General features: G+C 67.7%; 24 protein-coding genes and 1 pseudogene. 9 read left to right on the top strand and 16 right to left on the bottom strand.

Features of this window, described 5'->3' with window-relative positions; translation table 11 throughout:
- Positions 1–115 precede the first annotated feature (115 nt).
- The gene (locus tag MJO58_RS16365) at positions 116–1,567 is read left to right on the top strand and encodes an FAD-dependent oxidoreductase (protein ID WP_239720068.1); all 1,452 of its coding nucleotides are present in this window, start codon (positions 116–118) and stop codon (positions 1,565–1,567) included.
- A gap of 142 nt (positions 1,568–1,709) precedes the next feature.
- On the opposite strand, the gene MJO58_RS16370 is transcribed toward MJO58_RS16365, so the two are convergent.
- The 3 genes from MJO58_RS16370 to MJO58_RS16380 all read right to left on the bottom strand — a co-directional run bounded on the left by MJO58_RS16370 (position 1,710) and on the right by MJO58_RS16380 (position 4,562).
- Entirely contained in the window at positions 1,710–3,098 is a 1,389-nt protein-coding gene (locus MJO58_RS16370; RefSeq protein WP_090603351.1) for a class II 3-deoxy-7-phosphoheptulonate synthase, read from the bottom strand.
- A 72-nt stretch (positions 3,099–3,170) separates the two neighbouring features.
- Complete coding sequence (locus MJO58_RS16375) at positions 3,171–3,686, bottom strand: polyadenylate-specific 3'-exoribonuclease AS (protein ID WP_090603353.1); 516 nt, start codon at positions 3,684–3,686, stop codon at positions 3,171–3,173.
- Positions 3,687–3,695: 9 nt separating this feature from the next.
- Positions 3,696–4,562, bottom strand: coding sequence for a hypothetical protein (locus MJO58_RS16380; RefSeq protein WP_239723316.1), 867 nt, complete (start codon positions 4,560–4,562; stop codon positions 3,696–3,698).
- 114 nt (positions 4,563–4,676) lie between these two features.
- Here MJO58_RS16380 and MJO58_RS16385 point away from each other — a divergent pair, with 114 nt between their 5' ends.
- Entirely contained in the window at positions 4,677–5,990 is a 1,314-nt protein-coding gene (locus MJO58_RS16385) for a glycosyltransferase 87 family protein (RefSeq protein WP_239720069.1), read from the top strand.
- On the opposite strand, the gene MJO58_RS16390 is transcribed toward MJO58_RS16385, so the two are convergent.
- The 5 genes from MJO58_RS16390 to MJO58_RS16410 all read right to left on the bottom strand — a co-directional run bounded on the left by MJO58_RS16390 (position 5,987) and on the right by MJO58_RS16410 (position 9,469).
- Positions 5,987–6,724: a lysophospholipid acyltransferase family protein gene (locus MJO58_RS16390; RefSeq protein ID WP_090603361.1), complete on the bottom strand. Its 738-nt coding sequence runs from the start codon at positions 6,722–6,724 to the stop codon at positions 5,987–5,989. The genes MJO58_RS16385 and MJO58_RS16390 overlap by 4 nt on opposite strands.
- A gap of 87 nt (positions 6,725–6,811) precedes the next feature.
- Positions 6,812–7,219, bottom strand: coding sequence for a hypothetical protein (locus MJO58_RS16395; protein ID WP_090603363.1), 408 nt, complete (start codon positions 7,217–7,219; stop codon positions 6,812–6,814).
- The gene (locus MJO58_RS16400) at positions 7,216–8,460 is read right to left on the bottom strand and encodes an ArsA family ATPase (RefSeq protein ID WP_090603366.1); all 1,245 of its coding nucleotides are present in this window, start codon (positions 8,458–8,460) and stop codon (positions 7,216–7,218) included. Before MJO58_RS16400 ends, MJO58_RS16395 begins: the two co-directional genes overlap by 4 nt.
- 67 nt (positions 8,461–8,527) lie before the next feature.
- A complete protein-coding gene (locus MJO58_RS16405; protein ID WP_090603368.1) occupies positions 8,528–8,965 on the bottom strand; it encodes an SRPBCC family protein in 438 nt (145 codons plus the stop codon).
- Between the two features lie 105 nt (positions 8,966–9,070).
- Positions 9,071–9,469 carry a polyketide cyclase / dehydrase and lipid transport gene (locus MJO58_RS16410; RefSeq protein WP_090603371.1) on the bottom strand — a complete coding sequence of 133 codons (399 nt, stop codon included), beginning with the start codon at positions 9,467–9,469 and terminating at the stop codon, positions 9,071–9,073.
- 170 nt (positions 9,470–9,639) lie between these two features.
- Between MJO58_RS16410 and MJO58_RS16415 the strand changes: the two genes are divergently transcribed.
- Positions 9,640–11,442 (top strand): AMP-dependent synthetase/ligase, encoded by a 1,803-nt coding sequence (locus tag MJO58_RS16415; RefSeq protein ID WP_239720070.1) that lies wholly within the window; start codon positions 9,640–9,642, stop codon positions 11,440–11,442.
- Positions 11,443–11,448: 6 nt separating this feature from the next.
- On the opposite strand, the gene pimB is transcribed toward MJO58_RS16415, so the two are convergent.
- The 4 genes from pimB to MJO58_RS16435 form a co-directional block, all read right to left on the bottom strand.
- Positions 11,449–12,609, bottom strand: a complete 1,161-nt coding sequence (pimB, locus tag MJO58_RS16420) for a GDP-mannose-dependent alpha-(1-6)-phosphatidylinositol monomannoside mannosyltransferase (RefSeq protein ID WP_239720071.1) — start codon at positions 12,607–12,609, stop codon at positions 11,449–11,451.
- Positions 12,610–12,744: 135 nt separating this feature from the next.
- Positions 12,745–13,593, bottom strand: a complete 849-nt coding sequence (locus MJO58_RS16425; protein WP_239723317.1) for a hypothetical protein — start codon at positions 13,591–13,593, stop codon at positions 12,745–12,747.
- 49 nt (positions 13,594–13,642) lie between these two features.
- Positions 13,643–14,764, bottom strand: a complete 1,122-nt coding sequence (gene ripC / locus MJO58_RS16430) for a peptidoglycan hydrolase RipC (protein WP_090609204.1) — start codon at positions 14,762–14,764, stop codon at positions 13,643–13,645.
- Between the two features lie 242 nt (positions 14,765–15,006).
- Complete coding sequence (locus tag MJO58_RS16435; protein ID WP_090603378.1) at positions 15,007–15,261, bottom strand: hypothetical protein; 255 nt, start codon at positions 15,259–15,261, stop codon at positions 15,007–15,009.
- A 177-nt stretch (positions 15,262–15,438) separates the two neighbouring features.
- Between MJO58_RS16435 and MJO58_RS16440 the strand changes: the two are divergent.
- Positions 15,439–17,268, top strand: a pseudogene (locus MJO58_RS16440) (DEDD exonuclease domain-containing protein); the annotation flags it as partial.
- On the opposite strand, the gene trpD reads toward MJO58_RS16440, so the two are convergent.
- Complete coding sequence (trpD, locus tag MJO58_RS16445) at positions 17,206–18,321, bottom strand: anthranilate phosphoribosyltransferase (protein WP_420845359.1); 1,116 nt, start codon at positions 18,319–18,321, stop codon at positions 17,206–17,208. The pseudogene MJO58_RS16440 and the gene trpD overlap by 63 nt on opposite strands.
- A gap of 138 nt (positions 18,322–18,459) precedes the next feature.
- Here trpD and ctaE point away from each other — a divergent pair, with 138 nt between their 5' ends.
- The 4 genes from ctaE to qcrB are packed head-to-tail and all read left to right on the top strand — an operon-like array spanning position 18,460 to position 22,804.
- Positions 18,460–19,071, top strand: coding sequence for an aa3-type cytochrome oxidase subunit III (gene ctaE, locus MJO58_RS16450; RefSeq protein ID WP_085220481.1), 612 nt, complete (start codon positions 18,460–18,462; stop codon positions 19,069–19,071).
- Between the two features lie 42 nt (positions 19,072–19,113).
- Positions 19,114–19,986, top strand: coding sequence for a cytochrome bc1 complex diheme cytochrome c subunit (qcrC, locus tag MJO58_RS16455; protein ID WP_420845360.1), 873 nt, complete (start codon positions 19,114–19,116; stop codon positions 19,984–19,986).
- Entirely contained in the window at positions 19,983–21,161 is a 1,179-nt protein-coding gene (gene qcrA / locus MJO58_RS16460) for a cytochrome bc1 complex Rieske iron-sulfur subunit (RefSeq protein ID WP_090603385.1), read from the top strand. Before qcrC ends, qcrA begins: the two co-directional genes overlap by 4 nt.
- The gene (gene qcrB, locus MJO58_RS16465) at positions 21,158–22,804 is read left to right on the top strand and encodes a cytochrome bc1 complex cytochrome b subunit (protein ID WP_239720072.1); all 1,647 of its coding nucleotides are present in this window, start codon (positions 21,158–21,160) and stop codon (positions 22,802–22,804) included. The genes qcrA and qcrB overlap by 4 nt, the downstream gene beginning before the upstream one ends.
- A gap of 15 nt (positions 22,805–22,819) precedes the next feature.
- Here qcrB and MJO58_RS16470 read toward each other — a convergent pair whose 3' ends face one another.
- Positions 22,820–23,257, bottom strand: a complete 438-nt coding sequence (locus tag MJO58_RS16470) for a DUF5994 family protein (protein WP_239720073.1) — start codon at positions 23,255–23,257, stop codon at positions 22,820–22,822.
- Positions 23,258–23,473: 216 nt separating this feature from the next.
- Here MJO58_RS16470 and MJO58_RS16475 point away from each other — a divergent pair, with 216 nt between their 5' ends.
- On the top strand, positions 23,474–23,707 hold the full coding sequence (locus MJO58_RS16475; protein ID WP_090603390.1) for a hypothetical protein: 234 nt from the start codon (positions 23,474–23,476) through the stop codon (positions 23,705–23,707).
- A 12-nt stretch (positions 23,708–23,719) separates the two neighbouring features.
- On the opposite strand, the gene MJO58_RS16480 is transcribed toward MJO58_RS16475, so the two are convergent.
- Both MJO58_RS16480 and MJO58_RS16485 read right to left on the bottom strand, forming a co-directional pair.
- Positions 23,720–24,352 (bottom strand): DUF2561 family protein, encoded by a 633-nt coding sequence (locus MJO58_RS16480; RefSeq protein ID WP_239720074.1) that lies wholly within the window; start codon positions 24,350–24,352, stop codon positions 23,720–23,722.
- A complete protein-coding gene (locus MJO58_RS16485) occupies positions 24,352–25,329 on the bottom strand; it encodes an MmpS family transport accessory protein (protein ID WP_239720075.1) in 978 nt (325 codons plus the stop codon). The genes MJO58_RS16480 and MJO58_RS16485 overlap by 1 nt, the downstream gene beginning before the upstream one ends.
- Between the last annotated feature and the right edge of the window lie 43 nt (positions 25,330–25,372).

Below are 25,372 nucleotides of genomic sequence, written 5' to 3' on the forward strand. Positions count from 1 at the left end.
GCCCTGACCCTGGCCGGGCGCCAGTAATCGGTGGGACATCACGGTCGCGACACGAATCTTAAAGTAATCTCAAGTTTCTCTTATTTTTCTTAATTTTCGGGTAGCGTGCTGCTACATGGGTTCGACAATGCATCGCGTCGACTCGCCGAACCGGCTCGGCGAGCACGCAGTCGTACTGGGTGCCGGAATGGCGGGTTTGCTTGCCGCCCGGGTGCTTTCAGAGTTCTACGATTCGGTCAGCATGGTCGAACGGGACAGGTTGCCCGACTATCCGTGTCATCGCCGGGGCATCCCCCAAGGGCGGCACGCGCACAACTTCTACAGCCGCGGCCTGCAGGTACTGGGTGAGCTGTTTCCCGGACTGCTGGACGACCTGGCCCGGGCCGGGGCGGTCGTTGTCGATGACGGTGACCTGTCGCACTTCTACGTGCGCCTCGGGCGTTACCAGCTGAAAAGCGCAGGCACCTTCGCCGATCCGGCCGCGCTGACGCTGCACATGGCGAGCAGGCCGTTTATGGAGTTTCAGCTGCGCCGCCGCGTCAAGGCCCTCGCGAACGTGACCTTCCTCGACGGGCATGACGTGTCCGAGCTGCTCACCACCGGCGATATCGTCAACGGCGTTCGCATCATCCGGCGTTACAACGGTTTACTGACAACGCTGGACGCCGACCTGGTGGTCGATGCGATGGGCCGGGCGGCACGTACCCCGGCGTTCTTGGAGAGGCTGGGTTTCGAACGGCCCACCGAGCACCGCATGGCCGCGAGGTATAGCTACGCGAGCCAACAGCTGAGCATGCCCACGGGATCGATCACCCAGCGGCTGGTGATGTTCAACCCAGGCGACGACCGACCGGGCGGCCTGTTGCTGGCCAACGAACATGACACCTGGATGCTGGCGATCGGCCAGCCGGCCGAAACCGGCGAACCGCCAACCGATTACGACGCGATGCTCGCGCTGGCCGCGCCCTTCCTGCCCGCGGACTTGGTGGAAGGACTACGCCGGGCACACCCCATCGGGGAAGCCGTGACATATCAGCACACCGCCGCCGTGTGGCGCCGGTACGACCAAATGTCGCGATTCCCATCGGGTTTGGTGGTTCTCGGCGACGCATTGTGCGCCCCCGACCCGACCTACGGCCAGGGCATGACAATCGCCGCGCTCCAAGCGCTGACGTTGCGCGATTGTCTGCTGGCTGGCGATGCTGCGCTGGCACACCGGTATTTCGGTGCAACGGCGCGCTACATCGGCGAGATGTGGGCGGCAAACAGAGCCAGGTCGCGGGTCACTTCCCCGGTTCGCGACCGGAGTTCCAGGCGGGCGCGGCTGCAAGGCTGGGTGACTAGAGCGGCACTAAACGCCGCCGCCCACGACGTTGTGCTGACCGAACGCTTCTTTCGGGTTTCCCACTTCATCGACCCGCCGTCGCGGCTCCACGATCCCGCCCTGCTGCCACGCATCGTCTGGGGCAATTTGCGGGCCCGGGTTTCGCGGACACCGTCACCGCCCGAGCCTTCGTCGCGGGCCGGCACCGCCATCGACCGGACGAAAACGGCGGCGACGCGATAACAGCGACCGCAGTGCCGGGGCCACCGAAAGCCGGCCATTAAGGATGCTTCAGAAGCGATACCGCCGGCGATATCGGATTCGCGGATCGGTCGCCGCCTCCCCCGCTGTGCTGCTGTGACGGACGTGACCGGACCGATATCTCTCAGTCCCGCAGCATCTCGGCGACCAGGAACGCCAACTCCAGCGACTGCTGAGTGTTCAGCCGCGGGTCGCACGCCGTCTCGTACCGGCCGCCCAGGTCGTGGTCCGAAATGTCTTGTGCGCCACCCAAACACTCGGTGACGTCCTCGCCGGTGATCTCGACGTGAATGCCGCCGGGATGGGTGCCCAGCGCGCGGTGCACCTCGAAGAAGCCCTGCACCTCGTCGACGATGCGGTCGAAGTGACGGGTCTTATAGCCGGTCGACGACTCATGGGTGTTGCCGTGCATCGGGTCGCACTGCCAGATCACCTGGTGACCGGTGGCCTGCACCTTCTCGATGATCGGCGGCAGCAGGTCGCGGACCTTGTTGTTGCCCATCCGGCTGACCAGCGTGAGCCGGCCCGGCTTGTGGTGCGGGTCGAGGCGCTCGACGTATTCCATCGCCAGCTCGGGCGTCATCGTCGGGCCGAGCTTGACGCCGATCGGGTTCGCGATCACCTCCGCGAACGCGATATGCGCGCCGTCGAGCTGGCGGGTCCGCTCCCCGATCCACACCGTGTGCGCCGACAGGTCGTAGAGCTGCGGGTCGCCGTCTTCACTTTCCGACAGCCGCAGCATCGCGCGCTCGTAGTCGAGCACCAGAGCCTCGTGGCTGGCGTAGATCTCGGCGGTTTGCAGATTGCGATCGGCTACGCCGCAGGCGCTCATGAAGCTCAGCGCGCGGTCGATCTCGGCCGCCAACGCCTCGTAACGGGCACCGGCCGGCGAGGTCCGGACGAACTCCCGGTTCCAGTCGTGCACCCCGTGCAGCGAAGCCAGCCCCGACGATGTCAGCGCCCGCATCAGGTTCATCGCCGCGCTGGCGTTGGCGTAGGCGCGCACCAGCCGCGACGGGTCGTGCTCGCGCGCAGCGACATCCGGGGCGAAGCCATTGATCATGTCGCCGCGGTAGGACTTCAGGCCCAGCGCGTCGATGTCGGCCGAGCGGGGCTTGGCGTACTGACCCGCGATGCGGGCCACCTTGACCACCGGCAGGCTGGCGCCGTAGGTCAGCACCACCGCCATCTGCAGCAGGGTGCGAACGTTGCCGCGAATGTGCGGCTCGGTGTTGTCGACGAACGTCTCGGCGCAGTCGCCGCCCTGCAGCAGGAATGCCTCGCCCTTGGCGACCTGCGCGAGTTGGTCCTGCAGCCGCACGATTTCGGACGGCACCGTCACCGGCGGAACGCTCTCCAAGACCGTGCGCATCGCCGCGGCCTGTTCGTCGGGCCAGGCCGGTTGCTGCGCAGCCGGCTTGGCCAGCGCAGCGTCCAGCCGGGTCCGCAGGTCAGCGGGCAGCGGAGGCAGCGGCGGCAGCTGGTCGATCGGTATGTCGACGGTCCAGTTCATCGGTCCATGATATCTGTGGCCAGCCTGGGCTAATGCCATTCGGCAGGTGCGCAGCAGCTCGGCTGGGAATGGTTAACGGGTTGCTTCCGCACCCGCATCGTCGCCGGAGACTATCAGTCGGAATCGGCGCATCTGATCGCGGGCATCCACCAGCGCATCGTGGACGTCGCGGTGCCGCGGCGGCAGCGGCGGCGATCCCCGGTCCTCCCAAAGCTGGCGCAGCTCCCGGGTGAAGCGCGGGATCGCCTTCGGCAGTCCCGGCATCGGCCCCCACAGTTGGCACAACGCGACGTGGTCGTAGGCGGCCACCCAGGCCCACAGCTCGATCGGCTCGGCGGCCTGTCCACCCGCGATGCCGAAGAACTCTTCCAGTTCACGGCGAATCTGCTTGCGCGAGCGCCACAGCTGCGAGGCGGGCGGCGGCAGTTTGGGCAGCACGTTGGCGCGCACCCAGGCCCCGGCGCGCTCGGGATCGAATTCGGTGGACACGGCGTAGTACTCACGGCCGTCTTCGGCAACAACCCCGATCGAGACCAGCTCGATGGTGCGGCCGTCCTCGATGAATTCGGTGTCGTAGAAGTACCGCACTCCGAAAGGCTAGCTGCCGATCAGGATGGGCTCGGTCCCCTCGGGCGGCGGTGCGGCATGGACGTCGTGGTCTAGCTGGGCGTCGACCAGGCGTTCGTCGGGCAGCCGCGGCGTGCCGGCGATCGCGCACTGCAACCACAGCTTGGCCTGCACTACGGGCCGGCGCCATTTGCGTTCCCGCTGCAGCGCGCGCCGCATCTTGACCGGCTGCGTGGTGTATCGCCAGCGCGCCCACGGCGCGTGCGGACGCGACAGCCGGATCGCCCCGATCACCAGCAAGACCACGATGAACATGCCGAGCAGGCCGGTCCACACCTTGCCCTTGAGCACCACCACCACCGCCAGCGGCAGCGTCATCACCATCGTCGCGAGCACCGCGGCATGCCAGACGAACGAGTCGGTGCCGTGCCAAAAAGGAAAGAAGAACGTCAATGGGTGCAGCCCCATGATCAGCAATCCGGCCACCGCCGCGGCGGCGAACACCGCGTCCACCGAGGTGCGGCCGTCCTCTTCCCAGTAGACATCGGACAGGTGCAGGATCAGCGCGTACTCGTCGAGTACCAACGCCGCACCGATACCGAAAAATACTGCGGACACCGTGTTTTCGGGCTCTTGCCCGTTGACGGACAACGTCACCAGCGCCACTCCGGAAATCATCACCAACACCACCCCGAACGCCACGTGGTGGATGTGCACTCCCCCGACGTGGACGTTGCGCGGTTGCCACCATCTGGCCGGGCGCCCAGACGCAACGCGGTGCCGGATGAAGCGCACGAACGTCCGGGTGACGAAGAAGGTCAAGATGAAGGCGACCAGGCAGCAGAGCAGGGGAAGCCGACCGCCGTCGACGATGTCGTGCGAGAACCAGTGGGCCACTCTGGGCGTGAACCATCCCAACACGTTTGCAACCTACGCCCGCACCTGCTGGCAACGCGGGAGCCGCGCTGCGAGACATCGCGGCCGTCGACACCGATTACGCTGTGGTGCGAGATGAATAATTCGCAGGCGCCCGTTGTGGGCAGCCGACCGGGGCGGGCGTTGTTGTGGGGCTTGTTGTGGCTGCTGGCCGCGGCGGCCCTGGGCTATGCGGCCTGGGGCTTGTTCGCGCACACGCCGTATCGCATCGACATCGACATCTATCAAATGGGCGGCCAGACCTGGCTGGACGGGCGTCCGCTGTACCGCGGTGACGTGTTGTTCCACACACCGATCGGGCTGAATTTGCCGTTCACCTACCCCCCGCTGGCCGCGATCGTGTTCTGCCCGTTCGCCTGGTTGCACATGCCGGCGGCCAGCGTCGCGATCACGGCGCTGACCCTGGTGCTGCTGATCGTCTCGACGGTCATCGTGCTGACCCGCCTCGACGTGTGGAACACCTCGGCGCTGGTGCCCGGGCCGGCCTGGCTGCGCCGCTGGTGGCTGGCCGTCGTCGTGGTGGCGCCCTCCTCGATCTGGCTGGAACCCATCGCCTCGAACTTCGCGTTCGGCCAGATCAACGTCGTGCTGATGACCCTGGTCATCGCCGACTGCGTACCGCGCCGCACGCCCTGGCCACGCGGGCTGCTGCTGGGGCTGGGCATGGCGCTCAAACTCACCCCGGCGGTGTTCCTGCTGTATTTCCTGGTACGCCGCGACTTGCGCGCCGCCCTGACGGCCATGACGTCTTTCGCGATTTGGACGCTGGTCGGGTTCATCCTGGCCTGGGACGACTCGTGGGAGTACTGGACACACACCGTGCACCACACCGACCGGATCGGCTCCGCGGCGCTGAACACCGACCAGAACATCGCGGGTGCGCTGGCCCGCATCGGGCTTTCCGAGCACCTGCGTTTCCTGCTCTGGGTGGTCCTGTGCCTGGCCGTGCTGGCCCTGACCATCTGGGCGATGCGACGGGTGTTGCAGGCCGGTGAGACGGCGCTTGCGGTCATCTGCGTGGCCCTGTTCGGACTGATGGTGTCGCCGGTGTCGTGGTCACACCACTGGGTATGGGTGCTGCCGACGCTGCTGGTGACCACGATCCTGGGCTGGCGGCGCCGCAACATCGCGCTGGCGGTCGTGACGCTGGCCGGAGTCGCCCTGATGTACATCGACTGGACACCGATTGAGTTGATGCCCAAACACCATGAGGAGACCGCCAACTGGTGGCGTCAGCTGCTCGGGATGGGCTACGTGTGGTGGGCGCTGGCCGTGCTCGTCACGGTCGGACTCACGGTGACCAGCCGGGTCGCGGTTCGGGATGCGCGCGGGCGCACCGATTCCGGCGCCGGCCCTCAGCTGCTGCGCGACGCGAACGTCGCGACCTAGCCGACAGCGGTCTCGGGGATCCGCGTGGCCTCGTCGTCCGGTCCCTGACCGTTCGAGCCGTTGCTGCGGTTCTTGACGGTCGAGGCGTAAACGTCGACGTACTCCTGGCCGGACAGACCCATCAGCTCGTAGATGACCTCGTCGGCGACGGCCCGCTCGATGAACCGGTTACCGGCCAGGCCCTCGAATCGGGAGAAGTCCATCGGCTTACCGAACCGGACCGTCACCTTGCCGAAGCGCAGCATCGTGGTGCCCGGCGGGTTGACGACGTCGGTGCCGATCATGGCGACCGGAATCACCGGCACGCCGGTCTCCAGCGCCAGTCTGGCCAGGCCGGTCTTGCCCTTGTAGAGCCTGCCGTCGGGCGAACGGGTGCCTTCCGGGTACATGCCCATCAACTTGCCCTCGCCCAGCAACCGCTGAGCGGTTTGCAGCGCGGCCTGGGCGGCGTCGGCGTTGGTCCGGTCAATCGGCACCTGGCCGACGGCGGTGAAAAACCAGCGGCTGAACCAGCCTTTGATTCCGGTGCCGGTGAAATATTCGGACTTCGCCAGGAAGGTGATGCGTCGCCGCACCACCAGCGGCAAAAAGAAGCTGTCCATCACCGCGAGGTGGTTACTGGCCAGGATCGCCGGACCCGTGCTCGGAACATATTGCAGGCCTTCGACTTTCGGCCGGCCAAGTAATTGCAGCAGCGGGCCCAGGAGGATGTACTTGAATAGCCAGTACGCCATGGCCCTCCCTCTCGCCCGAAACCCGCCGATGTTCTGCGCCAACTGTACCCATCCGCGACGGAGGGGACCACTTTCAAACCCTGAGGATCACTCTTCGATTGTGACTGGGATGGGCTGGTAGCGAGTCCGCCCGCCGGCCTCGTGGGCGCGGGGGTCCTCGGCCGGCACTCCCCCGCCGGGCGAACCGTCCGGAGGCGGTTGCGGTGGGGATCCCGAAGACCGGTCGATGTCATTGACGTCATTGACGATCGCGCGGATCACCTCCAGCAGTGCGATGCTGTGATCGGCGATCACGGTCAGCAGGGGGTGCTGGTCGCCGGACGCCAAGGCGGCCAGCGCGCACACCGGACACCAGATCTGCTGGCACTTGCCCGTGCCGACGCCGTTGCCCGCCGTCATCGCGGCAGCCATGCGCACGGCGGGGTCGATTCCGTTCAGAATCGCCTCGGCGAGTTTGCGGAGTTCCGGGCCGATATCGGGGTGCGGCTTACTCACCTAGGCCACACCTCCGGATCTGGTCGAAAACGAACTGTCAGCTCACCGCCCCGCAGATGCGCGTCGAGCACCGTGCACCGCCGTAGTACCGACGCCAACCGAACCCGGCGCCGCAACCCGCCGGCACTGATGATCAGGTCGTCGTCCACCCGGCCCAGCGACAGCGATCCGGGGTCGAGCTGGGGCAACGTTAGCCGCATCCGGTAGATCGACCCAAGTCCCGACCCCGATTCGAGATCCACAATAGGACGCAACGGTCCTGGTGGGGCGGCTCCACGCCGTAGCCGGGCGCTGTCAAGCAATCCGCCCAGCGCTTTGGGGCCGATCGGCTCGCCCGCCAAGTGCGGGGTCATCACGAGCGCCACGTCACCGATCGTGGCATCGAGCTCCTCGAGTACCGCGCGCTGCTCACTGATGCGCTCGCCGTACCAGTAGAACGCCGGATGCTCGGGCAGGTTGCGGTACTCGTAGGACTCATCCTCGACCAGAACCTGATTGATGATCAGCTCCTCGACACGAACCCCCATTAGCGACAACGAGCCCAGCGTCCGGACCGCCTCGGCGGCCACCACTCGTTCGGGCGTCAGCACCAGGTGCGCGCTGACCAGATCGCCGTCGGTGAGCAGTGCGCTGAGCCGCTCGACGCTGGAGCTGATGCGTTCGATGAGCTCCACCACCGCGGCCGAGCGGGCGTCGTCGGCGGTGATCGACAGTCGGCGATGGCGAGGCCAGGCGCGCTCGACGTAGAGCCCGAAGGTGGCGGGCAGGGTCAGCATGCGCAGCGCGTCCGCGGTCGAGGCGCAGTCCACGACGACGCGATCCCATCTTCCCGACGCCGCGAACTCGCCGACCGCGTGCAGGCCGAGCACCTCCTGGATGCCCGGCAACGCCGAGAGTTCCTCGGGCGCAATACTGCTCAACTCGGAGTCGGGGAACCGCCGATCCAGGGCAGTGACCACCTCGTGCCAGCGGGCCTCGAGCAGAGCCAGGGTGTCGAGCGCCATCGCGTCGAGGAATCCGCTGCCCGTCTTGGCGGCTCCCCCGGTTTCCAGGTCGGCAAGCACCCGAACCGGTTCGCCGTGTCCGCTCGGCGGCACGGGGATGCCGAGCACGTCGCCCAGCGAGTGCGCCTGGTCGGTTGAGACCACCAGCACGCGCTGCCCCTCGATCGCGTCACAGACCGCGGTGGCAGCAGCGAGGGTGGATTTTCCTACCCCACCCTTCCCAACGAAGAGACTGATCCGGGCCCTGGAATTGGAAGAAGGCGTGGAAACAGACTCCGAGGCGGGCGGGGTGGGTGAAACGGACTCACTCAGCCTCGACTCGTTTCTTCAGGTCCTTTAATGCGGTGTCGGTCAGCCTTCGCTCGGCCTTGCGCTTGAGCAACCCGATCATCGGGATGGCCAGGTCGACCGAGAGTTCGTAGGTGACATCTGTCCCAGAATCCTTGGCCGCCAACCGATATGACCCTTCGAGGGAGCGCAGCAGCGAACTGGAGACCAGCGTCCAGCTCAGCGACTTGTGGTCGGCCGGCCAGTGGTAGGACATCACCATGGTGTCCTTGATGACGCCGGCGTCCATCACGAAGCGCACGGTCTTCGGGTAGCCGTCGGCCCCGCGCTCCTGCACCTCGGCTTCCTTGTACTCGGAGATCCAGTCCGGGTACGAATCGATGTCGGCGATCACCTGCAGCACTGTGCCGGGGTCGGCGTCGATGTGAATCGTCTGGGTCGTCTTTTCCGCCACCTGGCCGCTACCTTCTCTCCCGCAAGGGGGTCCACCTCCGGTCATCTCCGGTAGTACCCCGCCTTCGGACCGAAACGGTACTCTCCGGGCGAACCTTGACCGGAGTTAAACTACCGGAGAAACACCGACCGGTCGTGACCGTTCCAGTGTCGTCTTGACCTCGAAAGCCATCTTCTTGCCCGCCACCCGACGGCGGTGCGTCATCTTCGCTAAGTTCAGTTTGGCCAGCTCGTGGGCCGCCACGCCAGTGGGTTCGGCGTGCACGAAGTAGTGCAGCACCACCCCGTCCAGCCCGTCCGGTACGGGCTCCAGCCACACCTCCATGGTGCCGGTCAGCGCCCCGGTGACCGCCCAGCGGATTCCTTTTTCGGCACGGTCCTCGACGACCTGCAGCCGCAGATCCGGCCACCACCGTCGCCAGCACGCCCGATCGCCGATCGCCGCGCCGACCAGTGCGCCGTCGGCGGCGACGTACGTCTGGTCCGCGATCTGGATGCTGTGCATGCTGTCAGCTTCACATATCGATATCCGCCGCACGCCGTCGAGGGCACGCCGCAACCGTACGCACCCGGCCGCGCCGCCCAACCGACTGCTTGGTTGCTGTGCGAATACCGCGATTAGTCTGAGTTACAGCAAGCCGGCCACCGGTCACCCGATCAATCGGAGTCAAAAGAGTGCGTGAGTACAGCGTTCCTGCCCGCTTCTCCGTCGGCGAGCACGACAACATCGCGGCCATGGTCTTCGAGCACGAGCGCGACGACCCCAGCTTTGTCATCTATCAACGTCAGGTCGATGGGGTGTGGACCGACGTCACGTGCGCCGAGGCCGCCCAGCAGATTCGTTCCGCGGCACTGGGACTGATCTCGCTGGGCGTGCAAGCCGGCGACCGGGTGTCGATCTTCTCGGCTACCCGCTACGAGTGGGCGATCCTCGACCTGGCCATCCTGTCGATCGGCGCCGTCACCGTCCCGATCTACGAGACCTCCTCGGCCGAGCAGGTGCGCTGGGTGCTGAAGGACTCCGAAGCCGTGGTGGCGTTCGCCGAGACCGACGCGCACGCCGCGACGGTCACCGAGCTCACCGGCGAACTGCCCGCCCTGCGCCGGGTGCTGCACATCGACGGGTCGGGCCCCAAGGCGCTCGACCAGCTCGTCGAGGCCAGCGCGTCGGTCGACCCCGACGAACTGACCGCCCGGCAGGCGGCGTTGCGCTCGGAGCATCCCGCGACACTGATCTATACGTCGGGGACCACCGGACGTCCCAAAGGGTGCCAGCTCACGCATTCCAACCTGCTCTACGAAACCCGGGGTGCCAAGGAGTGCCTGCCGACCCTGCTGCACGAGGGGCAACGGCTGCTGATCTTCCTGCCGCTGGCCCATGTGCTGGCCCGGGCGCTGACGCTGTCCGCGTTCGCCAACAAGGTGACTTGCGGGTTCACCGCCGACATCAAGAACCTGCTGCCGATGTTTGCGGTGTTCAAGCCGACCGTGGTGGTGTCGGTGCCGCGGGTGTTCGAGAAGGTGTACAACACGGCCGAGCAAAACGCCGCCAACGACGGCAAGGGGCCGATCTTCGCCCGCGCCGTGCAAACCGCGGTCGACTGGAGCGAGGCGCAGGACACTGGCGGGCCCGGGCTGCTGCTGCGCGCCAAGCACGCGCTGTTCGACCGGCTGGTCTACTACAAGCTGCGCGCTGCGCTGGGCGGCGACTGCCACGCGTCGGTGTCCGGCGGCGCACCGCTGGGTGCCCGGCTGGGGCACTTCTACCGGGGCGTGGGCCTGACCATCCACGAGGGCTACGGCCTGACCGAGACCAGCTCGGCGATCACGGTCAACCAGGTGGGCAGGGTCAAGGTCGGGACCGTCGGAACGTTGTTGCCGGGCAACAGCATGCGCATCGCCGACGACGGCGAGCTGTTGGTGCGCGGCGGCGTGGTGTTCAGCGGCTACTGGCGCAACGAGCAGGCCACCGCCGAGGCGTTCGCCGACGGCTGGTTCAAGACCGGCGACCTCGGCGCGCTCGACGAGGACGGTTTCCTGAAGATCACCGGCCGTAAGAAGGAGATCATCGTCACCGCCGGCGGCAAGAACGTCGCCCCCGCGGTGCTGGAAGACCAACTGCGTGCACACCCGTTGATCAGCCAGGCGATGGTGGTCGGGGACGCCAAACCCTTTGTCGCAGCACTGATCACGATTGACCCCGAGGCCTTCGACGGCTGGAAGCAGCGCAACGGCAAGGGCGAGGGACCGTCCGTCGGCGATCTGGCCACCGATCCCGACCTGGTTGCCGAGATCGACGCCGCGGTCAAGCAGGCCAACCTGTCGGTGTCGCATGCCGAGTCGATCCGCAAGTTCCGCATCCTGCCGGTCGACTTCACCGAGGACACCGGCGAGCTGACCCCGACGATGAAGCTCAAGCGCAAAGTCGTGGCCGAGAAGTTCGCCTCCGATATCGAGGCGCTCTACCAGAAGGACTAGCGGCCCTCAGGCCAGCGTGGCCGGCGAGGGCTGACCGCGCAGCAGGTCGGCCAGCCGGGCGGCCAGCGTGTCCCAGCGCCAGTGCGAGGTCACCCAATCGCGTCCGGCGGCGCCCATCATGGCGGCCCGGTCCGGGTCGGCCAGCAATGCGGTGACGGCGTCGCCGATGTTGCGCACCGAGTTGCCGTCGACGACCAGTCCAGTCTTATTGTGCTGCACGGCTTCTGGAGCTCCTCCTGAATCGCCGGCGATGACCGGGACGCCGGTCGCCGAGGCCTCCAGGAAAACGATGCCCAGGCCCTCGACGTCCATGCCCGCGCCGCGCGTGCGGCACGGCATCGCGAACACGTCGGCCAGTGCGTAGTGGGCGGGCAGTTCGGCCGACGGCACCGCACCGGTGAACGTCACGTGATCGGCCACGCCGCAGTCGGAGGCCAGCTTGCGCAGCGGATCGAGGTACGGGCCGCTGCCGACGATCACCAGGGCGGCGCCGTCGACGCGTTGCCGGATCGACGGCAACGCCTTGATCAGCATGTCCTGGCCCTTGCGCGGCACCAGTCGGGACAGGCACACGACGGTGGGCCGCTCCCCCAGCCCGTAACGGTTGCGCAGCTCGGTGCGGCCGGCCGGGTCGGGCCGGAACCGGTCGGTGTCGACTCCCGACGGCAGGTACTCCAGCGAGGCCGTGGGCCCGAACGCCGTCGCGAACCGGGACCGCGTGTAGCGGCTGACGAAGGTCACCACGTCGGTGTCGTTGCCGATGCGACGCAGCACCGACCGCGCCACCGGCAGCATCGACCAGCCGACCTCATGACCGTGCGTGCTGGCCAGCACCCGGGTTGCCCCGGCCTGCCGGGCCCGCGCCGCCAGCAGCGCCAGCGGTGCGGCCGCGCCGAACCACACGGTTTCGATGCCGTGGTCGCCGATCAGCCGGCGCATCCGGGCATCGACCGCCGGCCCCGGCAGCATCAGCGTCCCCGGATGGCGCACCACCCGGTAACCGGCCGCTTCGGCGTCGAAGGCATCCGCACCCTTCCATTGCGGCGCGTACACCAGCACCGCATGCGACCCGGTGCTCACCAGCCGACCGACGAATTCGCGCAGGTAGGACTGGATGCCGCCACGCCGCGGCGGAAAGTCGTTGGTTACCAGCAGGACCCGGCTCACTTGCGTCAGGCTAGCCTGACGATGCAGAGCGGGCTGGGGGCACCGCCCGCTTGCGCGGTCTGAGGTGGGGGCACCCCCAACCGCGCTGGGGAAACCGCCCGCTCGCGGGGAACGACGCGGGGGCAGGTCAAGCCATCAGGCCCCGCCGACCATCCATTGCTGCCAGCGCGTCAGCAGGCCGGCCGGGTCGATGTCCAATACGTCGCGGCCGGCCTGGTACGGGTCGGCGTGGGTGCCGCCGCAGACGGCGAGATAGTAGGCGCGCAGCTTCGGCACCCCGAAGGTATCGGCGACGAAGCGGGCGAACCACCAGGCGCGATCGTAGGCCAGCGAGCGCTGCGGCCCCGGGGTGTCCAGGTCGAAGTCCGACGGTAACGACACGGGCCGCGAGCGCTCCTCGGCTGGGACCGGGGCACTGGGCCGGGCGACGAAGTCGGCGACGCCTTCGGCCAGCCATTGCGGCGCGTCGATCGCGGTGTCGGCGCGCGACGCATAGTGAAAAAGCTCGTGGGTCAACACAATTCGCAACGCCGAATCGCTCATGGTCGCCGCGCCCGGGGCGAACACGATCCGCTGGCCGACGACCACGCGATGCGCCGGATCGATGTGATCGGCGACGGTGATCGCCGCGATGTCCGCCCACTGCGACGGCGCTCCGCCCCCGGCGGCGGTACGAAATTCGTCGTCGGATCCGGCGACGACCACCGAGATGTCACGCGACCAATCCACGCCCCAGAAGGCCTCGACCTTGTCGATCGCGGTGCGCAGCTGCGCTGCGATCCGGGCCAGTAGCCGGTCGGCGGTCGCACCGCCCAGGCCAATCAGGCGGACCTGGCGGTCACCGACGATCAGGGGCACCCGCCCGGCGATCGGCTGGCTGGGCGGGGGCGCAACCAGCTGTGCGGGTCTTATCCGGCCCGCGCGGGCGTCCAGCGGCACGGCGGCCGCCACCACGATCTCGACGACAAAAACCCAGGCCAGCAGGACCGGAAGCCACCGGCGCCGCCGACGGGATGGTCCCCGCGCGGGACGATCAGTAACGGCGGGCGTCGTGGATCGGGCCCGCGGCATTCATCGGCACCACCCGCACCGGCACGCCGTACGTGGAGGAATGGATCACCATGCCGTCACCGACGTAGATGCCGCTATGCGACGCGTCGGAATAGAAAGTCACCACATCGCCGGGCTGCAGGTCGGACAGCGCCACCGGCTGACCGCCGTTGGCCTGGGCCTGGCTGGAGTGCGGCAACGAGACGCCGGCCTGCTGGAAGGCCCACATCACCAATCCCGAGCAGTCGAATCCGCCGGGTGCGGCACCACCCCACGAGTACGGCGTTCCGACCTGGGTCAGGGCGGCCTGAACGACGTTGGCGCGGTCACCGCCGGGGCCACCGGGGCCGCCCGGAACCATTCCCGGCATCGGCATGCCCGGCAGCATTCCACCCGGAGGCGGCGCGTCACCCGGGGGGAACGCGCCGGGTACCGGCGGGGCACCGGGCGCAAACGCGTCCGGCTCGGGCGCGCCAGGAGCCGGAGCCGCGGCGGGCAACTGCCCGGGGTCGGCCAGCGCGGTGCGCTGCTGCGGCGTCAGAGATACGTACTGCGATTTCACGACGGCGATCTGTACCTGCAGCTGGCTCTGCTTGGACTGCAGACTGGCTCGCACCGCGGCGGCCTGCTCGGCCGCGCTCTTGGCGTCGGCGGCGGACTTGGCCGAAGCCTGCTCGGCCCTGGCGGCCTGCTCACCCGCAAGGCGGAAACTTGCCATCTGCGTTGCCATTTGGGTCGCCATCACCCGCTGGACGGCCAACTTGTCGATCAGCCCCTGCGGCGATTGCGCGGTCAGCATCGCCTCCATGCCGTCGACGCGGCCACCCATGTAGGTCGCGGCGGCCAGCTTGTTGACGGCGCTCTGGAAGCTGGCCAGCCGGGCCCTCGCCCCATCCACCGCGGCCTGGTCATCAGCGTGCTTCTTCTCCGCGGCCTGCTGGGCGGCGACCTTCTCGTTGAGGTCGAGCTGCGCGCTGTGCATGGCCTCGGTGGTCTGCTCCGCCTGCCGCGACAGTTCACTCAGCTTTGCCAGGGCGTCGTCGGCCGGATCGGCCGAAACATTGGCGACACAGACACCCGATAAGACCGTGAGGGCTGCCAGCATCCCGATGACTGACCGCGTGAAGACACTCGAGATCACATGCACGGAGCCGAAACTCAAAGTATTGCTTCCTTAAACTGCCATCGACGTTCGAGGTCGAGCTGGGTTTAGGTCTCAGACAGGTTACGAAACGATAAAGGCGTTTGTCCAAACAAGATCGTTAAGAAAATGGAAAGATTTCTGTCATAACTATGTGAACGAGACGGGGCGGGCGGGGCGGCCAGGGGTTTTGGCACCCAGAGCCATTAGGCGACACCGGACCCGCGGTTTCGATGAATCGGTACCAAACGCAACCGCGGTGCCATCCCCACCTCCGCGAGCACTTCGAGTGCGGCCCGCTCGTCCTCCAACAAAGTTTCCGGTACCCCGAGTAGCACGCTGACCACGCAATCCCGGCATCCCGGGCCGCGCGCAGCGCAGTCGTCGCAGTCGATCACCACCGGTGCACCCGGTCCCGACGCGGCGACACCTTTGCTGTCGGTTGGTCTGCTGTGGGCCATCGGAATCGGTCCTCTCATCCGGCTTGTCGTGCTCGACCCGAACGCTAACGGCGGGCACCGACATCTTTCGGCGCGCGCGACCCCGGCGTGGGAGCGCCGCCAGTGTCGGTCCCGATGCTTAACGTCACGCCCATGGGTGTGACTGGTGGGACTCAACTGAGTTTTGCCGACGTGGAAATGGACCGGAAATCCAGCGGGGACACCAACTGGACGACCACCGACGAAACCCCGCTGCGCGAGACCACCTTCGTCATCGTCGACCTGGAGACGACCGGCGGACGCAGCCGGGCAAAAGACGGGGCGGCTGCCGACGCCATCACCGAGATCGGGGCGGTCAAGGTCCGCGGCGGCGTCGTGCTCGGCGAGTTCGGCACCCTGGTGGACCCGCAGCGCAGCATCCCGCCCCAGATCGTGCAGCTCACCGGCATTACGACGGCGATGGTGTGTGATGCCCCGACCATCGACGCGGTGCTGCCGATGTTCTTGGAGTTCGCTGGCTTGGACCAGGCAGCGGTGCTGGTCGCCCACAACGCGGGGTTCGATATCGGGTTTCTGCGCGCGGCCGCCGAACGCTGCGAAATCCGTTGGCCCCGAACGCAAGTGCTGTGCACAGTGCGACTGGCCCGCCGGGTGCTGAGTCGCGAGGAAGCGCCCAGCGTGCGACTGGCCGCCCTGGCGCGGCTGTTCGCCCATCGGGTTGGGGGCGCCGCCCAGCCCACCCACCGGGCGCTGGACGACGCCCGCGCCACCGTCGACGTCCTGCACGCGCTGATCGAGCGGGTCGGCAACCAGGGCGTGCACACCTACGCCGACCTGCGCGCGTATCTGCCCAACGTGACACCGACCCAGCGCCGCAAGCGCGTGCTCGCCGAGAACCTCCCGCCCCGGCCCGGGGTGTACCTGTTCCGGGGCCCGTCGGGCGAGGTGCTCTACGTCGGCACCGCCGTCGACCTGCGCCGCCGGGTCAGCCAGTACTTCACCGGCGCCGACCCCCGGGGCCGGATCAAGGAGATGGTGACGCTGGCCGGCTCCGTCGACCACGTCGAGTGCGCCCACGCCCTGGAGGCCGGGGTTCGGGAGCTGCGGATGCTGGCCGCACACGCGCCGCCGTACAACCGCCGCTCGCGGTTCCCGCAGCGGTGGTGGTGGGTGGCGCTGAGCGACGAGGCGTTCCCGCGGCTGTCGGTGGTGCGGGCCCCGCGACACGATCGCGCCGTCGGGCCGTTTCGGTCCCGCACCGACGCCGCCGACACCGCCCGGCTGCTGGCGAGGTTCACCGGAATCCGCACCTGCACAACGAGACTCGGCCGATCTGCCCGCCATGGACCGGCCTGCCCCGAAGCCGAAGTGTCACCCTGTCCGGCCGCGCGCGACCTGAGCGCCACGCAGTACGCCGAGGCCACCCAGCGCGCGGCGGCCCTGATCGACGGCGCGGACAACTGCGCGCTGGGCGCGGCCGTCGATCAGGTCGGCGCGCTGGCCACCCGTCGGCACTTCGAGAGCGCGGCGCGACTGCGCGACCGCACCGCCACCGCCGTCGAGGTGCTGTGGCGGGGCCAGCGGCTGCGGGCGCTGGCCGCGCTGCCCGAGCTGATCGCCGCTGCCCCGGACGGCAGTGGGGGCTATCACCTCGCCGTGATCCGCTACGGCCAGCTCGCCGCGGCCGGCACCGCCCGGCGCGGAGTGCCGCCGATGCCGGTGATCGACGCCATTGTGGCTGGGGCTCAAACGATTTTGCCGGCCGCGGCCCCGCTGGGCGGTGCACTGGTCGAAGAGACGGCGCTGATCGCACGCTGGCTACTCGCCCCGGGAGTGCGCATCGTGCGGGTCGCCGACGACATCGGCTGGGCCTCGCCGCTGCACGCGGCCGGCGCTTGGGCGGGGTGGGCCGCGGCGGCGCGCTCGGCGCGGCTGGCGGGCGAACAAGCGGCGCGAGAGCTGGACTCAGGCCTGCTGGCTGAACCGCACCCAACGCGCCAGCAGCTGTTCGGCCGCCCCGGAGTCGATGGCCGCGCCGGCGCGCTGCAGGCCGTCCTCCCACGCCGGCAACCATTCGGCGCGGCTGGATAGGCCCGCGTGCGCGACGATCGCGCCGGCGGCGTTGAGCACGACGGCGTCGCGGACCGCGCCCTTGGCGCCGCCCAGCACGGCGCGCACTTCCGCGGCGTTGGCGTACGCGTCACCGCCCAGCAGCTGGTCGAGATCGGCGCGAGCGAACCCGAATCCCGCGGGATCGAACGTGAGCTTGTCCACCGTGCCCGCCTGGACGCGCCAGATCGTGCTCGTGGTGGTCGTGGTCAGTTCGTCGAGGCCGTCGTCACCGTGCACGACCAGCACGCTGGCACGGCGCGCGGCGAACACCCCGGCCATCACCTCGGCGAGGTTGGCGAACGCGCAGCCGATCAACCCGGCCCGTGGCAACGCCGGGTTGGTAAGCGGCCCAAGGAGATTGAAGACCGTCGGAATACCGATCTCGCGGCGCACCGCCGACGCGTGCCGGTAGGACGGATGAAACGTGGGCGCGAAGCAGAACCCGATCCCGACCTCGGCGAGACTGCGCGCAACCTGATCGGGCCCCAGATCGATGCGCACGCCGAGGGCCTCGAGCGTGTCGGCGCCACCGGACAGCGACGACGCCGCGCGGTTGCCGTGTTTGACCACCGGCACCCCGGCGGCGGCGACCACGATCGCGGCCATCGTGGACAGGTTGACGGTGTTGACGCCGTCACCGCCGGTACCGACGATGTCGACGGCGTCACCGCGGATCGCTTCGGCCGGGATGCGGCGCGCGTGGCCGAGCATCACGTCGGCCAGCTCGCTGACTTCGGCGGCGGTGGGCACCTTCATCTTCATCGCGACCGCGAAGGCGGCGATCTGGGCCGGGCGCGCATTGCCCGTCATGATCTGGTCCATCGCCCACGCGGCTTGACCGCGGGCCAGGTTCTGCCCGTCGGTCAACCGGCCCAGCAGCTGCGGCCAGGTCGGGGTGGCCCCGGGAGCAGTCGCGGAAAACGCCCGAAGCGAGGGAGGCTCCGAGGAAGCCTCAGATGATCCAGCCACGCGCCGATGGTCCCACGTGGACCAACCGACACCCAACCGTCGTTTCGGGGCCGGAAAAAGTTCCACAAAAACGACGCGCGCAGACGAATTTCCGCCCCGGGTAGAGTTCAACAACTACAAAGCGTCATACTTGCGGATGTGACGAGTGCTGTAGGGACCTCGGGGACCGCGATCACGTCGCGAGTTCATTCGCTGAATCGGCCCAACATGGTCAGTGTCGGCACCATAGTGTGGCTGTCCAGCGAGCTCATGTTCTTTGCTGGCCTGTTCGCGTTCTATTTCACGGCGCGGGCGCAGGCGGGTGGGAACTGGCCGCCGCCGCCGACCGAGCTGAATCTGTACCAGGCCGTGCCGGTGACGTTGGTGTTGATCGCGTCGTCGTTCACCTGCCAGATGGGCGTGTTCGCCGCCGAGCGCGGCGACGTCTTCGGCCTGCGCCGGTGGTACGTGATCACCTTCCTGATGGGACTGTTCTTCGTCCTCGGGCAGGCCTACGAGTACTTCCACCTGGGCACCCACGGGACGACCATTCACGGCAGCGCCTACGGCAGCGTGTTCTATCTGGCCACCGGCTTCCACGGCCTCCACGTGACCGGCGGGCTCATCGCCTTCATCTTCCTGCTGGCCCGAACCGGGATGAGTAAGTTCACCCCGGCGCAGGCGACGGCCAGCATCGTCGTCTCCTACTACTGGCATTTCGTCGACATCGTGTGGATCGCGCTGTTCACCGTGATCTATTTCATCCGATGAGCCGGCGGCTCCGAATACAGGGAAATAGACAGGAGTGCTCGGTTGAAGAACCTGGGGTTCATCCGATCTCGCGGCCGTAAGCCGCAGAGTCAGCCTCGCAAAAAAGCCCTGCCGGAGCAGAGCAGGCGGCGCCTGCGCCGTCGGCTGTCGGGCGGGCTGCTGCTGATGATCGCGCTGACCATCTCCGGCGGGCTGGCCGCAGTGCTGACCCCCACCCCACAGGTCGCGGTCGCCGACGAGTCGAACTCGGCGCTGCTGCGCAACGGTAAGCAGCTGTTCGACACGTCCTGTGTGTCCTGCCACGGCGCCAACCTGCAGGGCGTGCCGGACCACGGGCCCAGCCTGATCGGTGTCGGCGAAGCGGCGGTGTACTTCCAGGTGTCCAGCGGCCGCATGCCGGCCATGCGCGGCGAGGCCCAGGCCCCGCGTAAAGCGCCGATCTTCGACGAGGCCCAGATCGACGCACTCGGGGCCTACGTCCAGGCCAACGGTGGCGGCCCCACCGTGGTCCGCAACCCCGACGGCAGCATCGCGATGCACTCGTTGCGCGGCGACGACCTCGGCCGCGGTGGCGATCTGTTCCGCCTCAACTGCGCCTCGTGCCACAACTTCACCGGTAAGGGCGGCGCGCTGTCGTCGGGCAAGTACGCGCCCGACCTGGGTGAGGCCAACGAGCAGCAGATCCTGACCGCGATGCTGACCGGCCCGCAGAACATGCCGAAGTTCGACGACCGCCAGCTATCCTTCGAGGCCAAGAAGGACATCATCGGCTACGTCAAGAACGTCACCGAGGAGCGGTCGCCGGGTGGCTACGGCCTCGGCGGGTTTGGACCGGCGCCCGAGGGCATGGCGGCGTGGATCATCGGGATGGTCGCGGCCATCGCGTTGGCATTGTGGATTGGGGCACGGGCATGAGCTCGGAAAGCACCGGCGTCGGTAAAGAGCCGGACCAGGCCGCACTGGCCGCGATGTCCAACCAGGAACTGCTCGAGCTGGGCGGCAAGATCGACGGCGTCGAGACCGTCTTCAAGGAACCGCGCTGGCCGGTCGAGGGCACCAAGGCCGAGAAACGTGCCGAGCGCGGTGTGGCCCTGTGGCTTTTGCTGGGCGGCGGGTTCGGGTTGGCCCTGCTGCTGATCTTCCTGTTCTGGCCGTGGGAGTACAAATCGAACGGGCAGGCCGGCAACTTCCTCTACTCGCTGGCCACGCCGCTGTACGGCTTCACCTTCGGCATGTCGGTCCTGTCGATCGGCATCGGCGCGATCCTGTACCAGAAACGCTTTATCCCGGAAGAGATTTCGATCCAGGACCGCCATGACGGCGCCTCGCGCGACATCGACCGCAAGACGGTCGTCGCGAACCTGACCGATGCCTACGAGACGTCGACGATCGGGCGCCGCAAGCTGATCGGAGCGTCGTTCGGCCTGGGCATGGGCGCGTTCGGGCTTGGCACCCTGGTGGCGTTTGCCGGCGGTCTGATCAAGAACCCGTGGAAGCCGGTCGTGCCCACCGCCGACGGCATGAAAGCGGTGCTGTGGACGTCGGGCTGGACCCCGCGCTACCACGGCGAGACGATCTTCCTGGCGCGTGCCACCGGCGCCACCGAGGGTGCGCCGTTCGTCAAGATGCGCCCCGAGGATATGGCCGCCGGCGGCATGGAGACCGTGTTCCCGTGGCGCGAGTCCGACGGCGACGGCACCACGGTGGAATCGCACGAAAAGCTGATCGGCATCAAGATGGGTGTCCGTAATCCCGTGATGCTCATCCGGATTCGGCCCACCGACATGCCGCGGGTGGTCAAGCGTCAGAACCAGGAAAGCTTCAACTTCGGCGAGTTCTTCGCATTCACTAAGGTCTGCTCGCACCTGGGCTGCCCGTCGTCGCTGTACGAGCAGCAGTCATACCGAATCCTGTGCCCCTGCCACCAATCGCAGTTCGACGCTCTGCACTTCGCCAAGCCGATCTTCGGCCCGGCGGCCCGTGCGTTGGCGCAACTGCCGATCACCATTGACTCCAACGGGTATCTGGTTGCCAACGGTGACTTCATCGAGCCCGTCGGTCCTGCATTCTGGGAGAGGACGACAACATGAGTCCGAAACTGAGTCCCCCGAAGATCGGCGATGTCCTGGCCCGCCAGGGCGAGGACATCGACACCCGGTATCACCCGTCGGCCGCGGTCCGCCGGCAGCTCAACAAGGTCTTCCCGACGCACTGGTCGTTCCTGCTCGGTGAGATCGCGATGTACAGCTTCTTCGTGCTGCTGATCACCGGCGTGTACCTGACGCTGTTCTTCGACCCGTCGATGGTCGACGTCACCTACAACGGCGTGTACCAGCCGCTGCGCGGCGTCGAGATGTCGCGGGCCTACCAGTCGGCACTCGACATCTCCTTCGAGGTCCGCGGCGGCCTGTTCGTCCGCCAGATCCACCACTGGGCCGCGCTGATGTTCTCGGCGTCGATCATGGTGCACCTGGCGCGCATCTTCTTCACCGGCGCGTTCCGCCGGCCCCGCGAGGCCAACTGGGTGATCGGCTCGCTGTTGCTGATCCTGTCGATGTTCGAGGGCTACTTTGGCTACTCCCTGCCCGACGACCTGCTCTCCGGTATCGGTCTGCGGGCTGCGCTCTCGTCGATCACCCTGGGCATGCCGGTGATCGGAACCTGGCTGCACTGGGCATTGTTCGGCGGTGACTTCCCCGGCACCATCCTGATCCCCCGGATGTACGCCCTGCACATCCTGCTGATCCCGGGCATCATCCTGGCGCTGATCGGGTTGCACCTGGCCATGGTGTGGTTCCAGAAACACACCCAGTTCCCCGGGCCCGGACGCACCGAGCACAACGTCGTCGGCGTGCGCGTCATGCCGGTGTTCGCGGTCAAGTCCGGCGCGTTCTTCGCGGCCATCGTCGGGGTGCTGGGCCTGATGGGCGGTCTGCTGCAGATCAACCCGATCTGGAACCTGGGTCCGTACAAGCCATCTCAGGTGTCGGCCGGCTCGCAGCCCGACTTCTACATGATGTGGACCGAAGGCCTGGCGCGTATCTGGCCGCCATGGGAGTTCTACTTCTGGCACCACACCGTTCCGGCCGTGGTCTGGGTGGCGCTGATCATGGGTGCCGTTTTCATGCTGCTGATCATCTACCCGTTCCTGGAGAAGCGGTTCAGCGGCGACAAGGCCCACCACAACCTGCTGCAGCGGCCGCGCGACGTGCCGGTGCGCACCTCGATCGGCGCGATGGCGATCGCCTTCTACATGCTGCTGACGCTGTGCGCGATGAACGACATCATCGCGTTCACGTTCCACATCTCGCTGAACGCGACGACGTGGATCGGGCGTATCGGCATGGTGATCCTGCCGCCGTTCGTCTTCTTCATCAGCTACCGCTGGTGCATTGGGCTGCAGCGCAGCGACCGGGCGTTGCTTGAGCACGGCGTCGAGACCGGCATCATCAAGCGGCTGCCGCACGGTGCCTACATCGAGCTGCACCAGCCGCTCGGCCCGGTCGACGACCACGGCCACCCGATTCCGCTGGAATACGCAGGCGCGGCGATTCCCAACAAGATGAACAAGCTGGGCTCGGGCGGTACGCCGGGCAGCGGCAGCTTCTTGTTCGCCGACCCGGTGTCCGAGGATGCCGCGCTGCGTGAGGCGGCCCACGCCTCGGAGCAACGCGCGCTCACCGCGCTGCGGGAACGCCAAGAAACCAACGGCTCCACTAACGGGGAACACTAGCCGCTACGGCTAGTGTCAGTCGGCGGCGCGCTGCTGTTGGGCGGCGCGCAGGATCGATCCCGCGGTCATGAAGGCGGGCTTCTCCTGGTCGGCGGGACAAACCGGGAGGTCAGCTGCGCAGCGCAACACCATGAGCGCCAGCGCGTTGTAGGTCGCATACGGGATGACCAGCAGGTTGGCGTGACGGTCGCCAGCCGCGATGGTGATGATGTGGTGGCGCTTTTGGTCCCATCCCGGCCAATTGAAGTCCGGTGGTCGTTGCAGCGGTTGCCAATTGACGTTGATCGACGTGATGTCGCCCAGCATCGGGGTCAAGAGGGCGACCAGGTCGGGCAACTCAATGCTCATGCGGTCAGCGCGCGGCCACCACGCGCCATCGATGACGCGGCCGAGCTCACGAGCCACCGATAACCGGATGGGTTTCGCTCGGCCTCGACCGAAGGGACGGCTCATCGCGGATGTCGGCTTGCGCTGCTGAGTGACATACACTTCATGGGCGATCCCTTCACCGTCGACATCGCCCTCAAAGTCGGGGGCGGCGGAGCGGGGCGCCGATGCGGTTGTACCACCGCTGACAACGAGGCCAACTCACGCTTGACGCTACGCCACAGGTAGGCGATTCCCGAATATGACTGCGTGACGCGGCCCGAAAGTGGGGATGGCTGTCCAATGGCAATTCAAGACTGGAACGACGCACCCGAGATTCATCCGTCGCAGATTCGAGTGGGTGACGTCATCGGGACGATTCGCCCCACCGGTATGCGCTACACGGTCAAGATGATCGGCTCACCGCACACGGGTCCGCGACAGTGGACGTTTTTCTGCCGGGACGACGGGGGTCTGCAGCACACCAGCACGTTCCGGGACGGCGAGTTGGTCCGCCGGTACGCCAAGGCTTCGTGACACCCGCCCCGGCTAGGTTGCCGCGACTTCGCGGCGTAGCTGCCGAACGTAGAGCCATTCGACTGCGGGCATCGCCGCGGTGACGGCCGCGGCCAGCGCGTAGCCGACCCAGGACGGACCGTCATGCCCGACCGCCATCGAGTACGTCGCCGCGGCGACGGCAATGAGTGCGATGCCCATCGTGCCGGTCAGGACGACGGTGCCGCGCAACCAGATTCGGTCCACGGCCTCCCCGGACCACGCCCCGTTCGCGCCGGCGGTCGGTGCGCGCTGCGGGCGCACCCGTTCGACCACGGTGCGCGTGGCGGGCGGCCGGCTCGGCGGCCGTCCCTGCAGCGCCGTCGACCGAACGATCGGCGGTTCGGCCTTGGTCATCCGGCGGGCCCGCAGCAGCACCGGGATGGCCCCGGCGATGATCAACGCGGACACGACGATGACGGTGTACAGCACCCAGGGCGTGCTGTGCGGATTCCGGGCGGCGCTGTGCAGCCCACGGCCAAGGTCGGCCAGCGCGACGGCGGCGGCCACGCTGACGCCCAGCAACAGCAGCCAGATCGCGGCGCACGTCCCCAGCAGGAGGCGATCGATGACATCGGGCGGAACGGTGTCGTCACCGCTTCGATACGCGGCGTATCTGCTGACCATCAACAGCTCGTCTGGGGTTGGTCAGCATTGTTCGACGACAGCACCGTTCCGTCACTGGTGGTGATCGAGCAATTGAGCCGGCTAACCCGGAAGAGGCTGGACGCCTGCACGGAGCCGACGTCGGATTGCGAGATCGGTGTGACCGTCATCGACCACGGGATGTAGACGTTGTGCTGGGTGCGTGAGCGGCCGGAGGCGTCGACGTAGGTCACCGAGATGATGTCGCCCGGCGCCTTGGTCCCGGTCACCGAATAGGTGACCTGACGTGGACCGGCCGGCGTCGTCGATGGTGGCGGCGCTGGCGGCGGGGCCGCGGTAGCCGACGTCGTGGCCGGCGGCGGTGTGGTCGACGGCGCGGGTGGCGGCGGCGGTGGCGGGGGCGGCGGCGTCACCGTCACTGTCTGGGTCTCCGTGGCTGTTGGGGGCGGTGGCGGCGGCACTTCGGTGGTGGTCGGCGGCGGTGGCGGCTTGGTCGTGGTGATCTCGTCCTGCACCGGCGGCGTCGAGGACGTGGTGCCCGGATTGGCGAGTTGGCTGGTGTCGGTGCGCGCGAACAGCAGCGACACCGAAACCACCAGGGCGATCGCGGCCACGATGGCGGCGACGCCGACCACCCACGGCCAGCGTGGGGCGCCTGCGTCGTCAGCGTCGTCGGCCGAGTCGTCGTAATCCTCGTAGTCGTACAGCCTCAGATCGGCCGGCACATACGGGCCGCTGATGAAATGCTCGGCCTCCGGGGCGGAGTAGGCGCGCGAATATGCGTCCGTCTCGCCGGTCTGATCTGCCGCCGGTATTGCGCCGCTGTCGCCGAAGGGCTCGAGTTCGTGACGGCCATGCAATTCGCCGCGCACGTCTAATTCGTCATGGTGCTCGTCTAATTCGTCGTCGGGCTCGCCGCCGGAATTCGGCTCGTGGGTGAGGTCACTGGCCGAATCGGATTCTTCGGGTTCCCATCCCGGGGGTTTCGGCCCGCTCATGTCTGCCTGCCCTGTCCAACTGCGTCACCTGCGCACGCGGCTT

This window comes from Mycobacterium lentiflavum, assembly GCF_022374895.2.
In the GTDB taxonomy this organism is placed as follows: Bacteria; Actinomycetota; Actinomycetes; order Mycobacteriales; family Mycobacteriaceae; genus Mycobacterium; species Mycobacterium lentiflavum.

Bases quoted from the DNA above. Each gene is read 5' to 3' on its own strand.
- MJO58_RS16365 (WP_239720068.1), top strand. From the start codon at position 116: ATGGGTTCGACAATGCATCGCGTCGACTCGCCGAACCGGCTCGGCGAG.
- MJO58_RS16370 (WP_090603351.1), bottom strand. From the start codon at position 3,098: ATGAACTGGACCGTCGACATACCGATCGACCAGCTGCCGCCGCTGCCT.
- MJO58_RS16385 (WP_239720069.1), top strand. From the start codon at position 4,677: ATGAATAATTCGCAGGCGCCCGTTGTGGGCAGCCGACCGGGGCGGGCG.
- MJO58_RS16390 (WP_090603361.1), bottom strand. From the start codon at position 6,724: ATGGCGTACTGGCTATTCAAGTACATCCTCCTGGGCCCGCTGCTGCAA.
- MJO58_RS16410 (WP_090603371.1), bottom strand. From the start codon at position 9,469: ATGCACAGCATCCAGATCGCGGACCAGACGTACGTCGCCGCCGACGGC.
- ripC (WP_090609204.1), bottom strand. From the start codon at position 14,764: ATGCTGGCAGCCCTCACGGTCTTATCGGGTGTCTGTGTCGCCAATGTT.
- MJO58_RS16435 (WP_090603378.1), bottom strand. From the start codon at position 15,261: ATGGCCCACAGCAGACCAACCGACAGCAAAGGTGTCGCCGCGTCGGGA.
- qcrA (WP_090603385.1), top strand. From the start codon at position 19,983: ATGAGCTCGGAAAGCACCGGCGTCGGTAAAGAGCCGGACCAGGCCGCA.
- qcrB (WP_239720072.1), top strand. From the start codon at position 21,158: ATGAGTCCGAAACTGAGTCCCCCGAAGATCGGCGATGTCCTGGCCCGC.
- MJO58_RS16470 (WP_239720073.1), bottom strand. From the start codon at position 23,257: ATGAGCCGTCCCTTCGGTCGAGGCCGAGCGAAACCCATCCGGTTATCG.
- MJO58_RS16475 (WP_090603390.1), top strand. From the start codon at position 23,474: ATGGCAATTCAAGACTGGAACGACGCACCCGAGATTCATCCGTCGCAG.
- MJO58_RS16480 (WP_239720074.1), bottom strand. From the start codon at position 24,352: ATGGTCAGCAGATACGCCGCGTATCGAAGCGGTGACGACACCGTTCCG.
- MJO58_RS16485 (WP_239720075.1), bottom strand. From the start codon at position 25,329: ATGAGCGGGCCGAAACCCCCGGGATGGGAACCCGAAGAATCCGATTCG.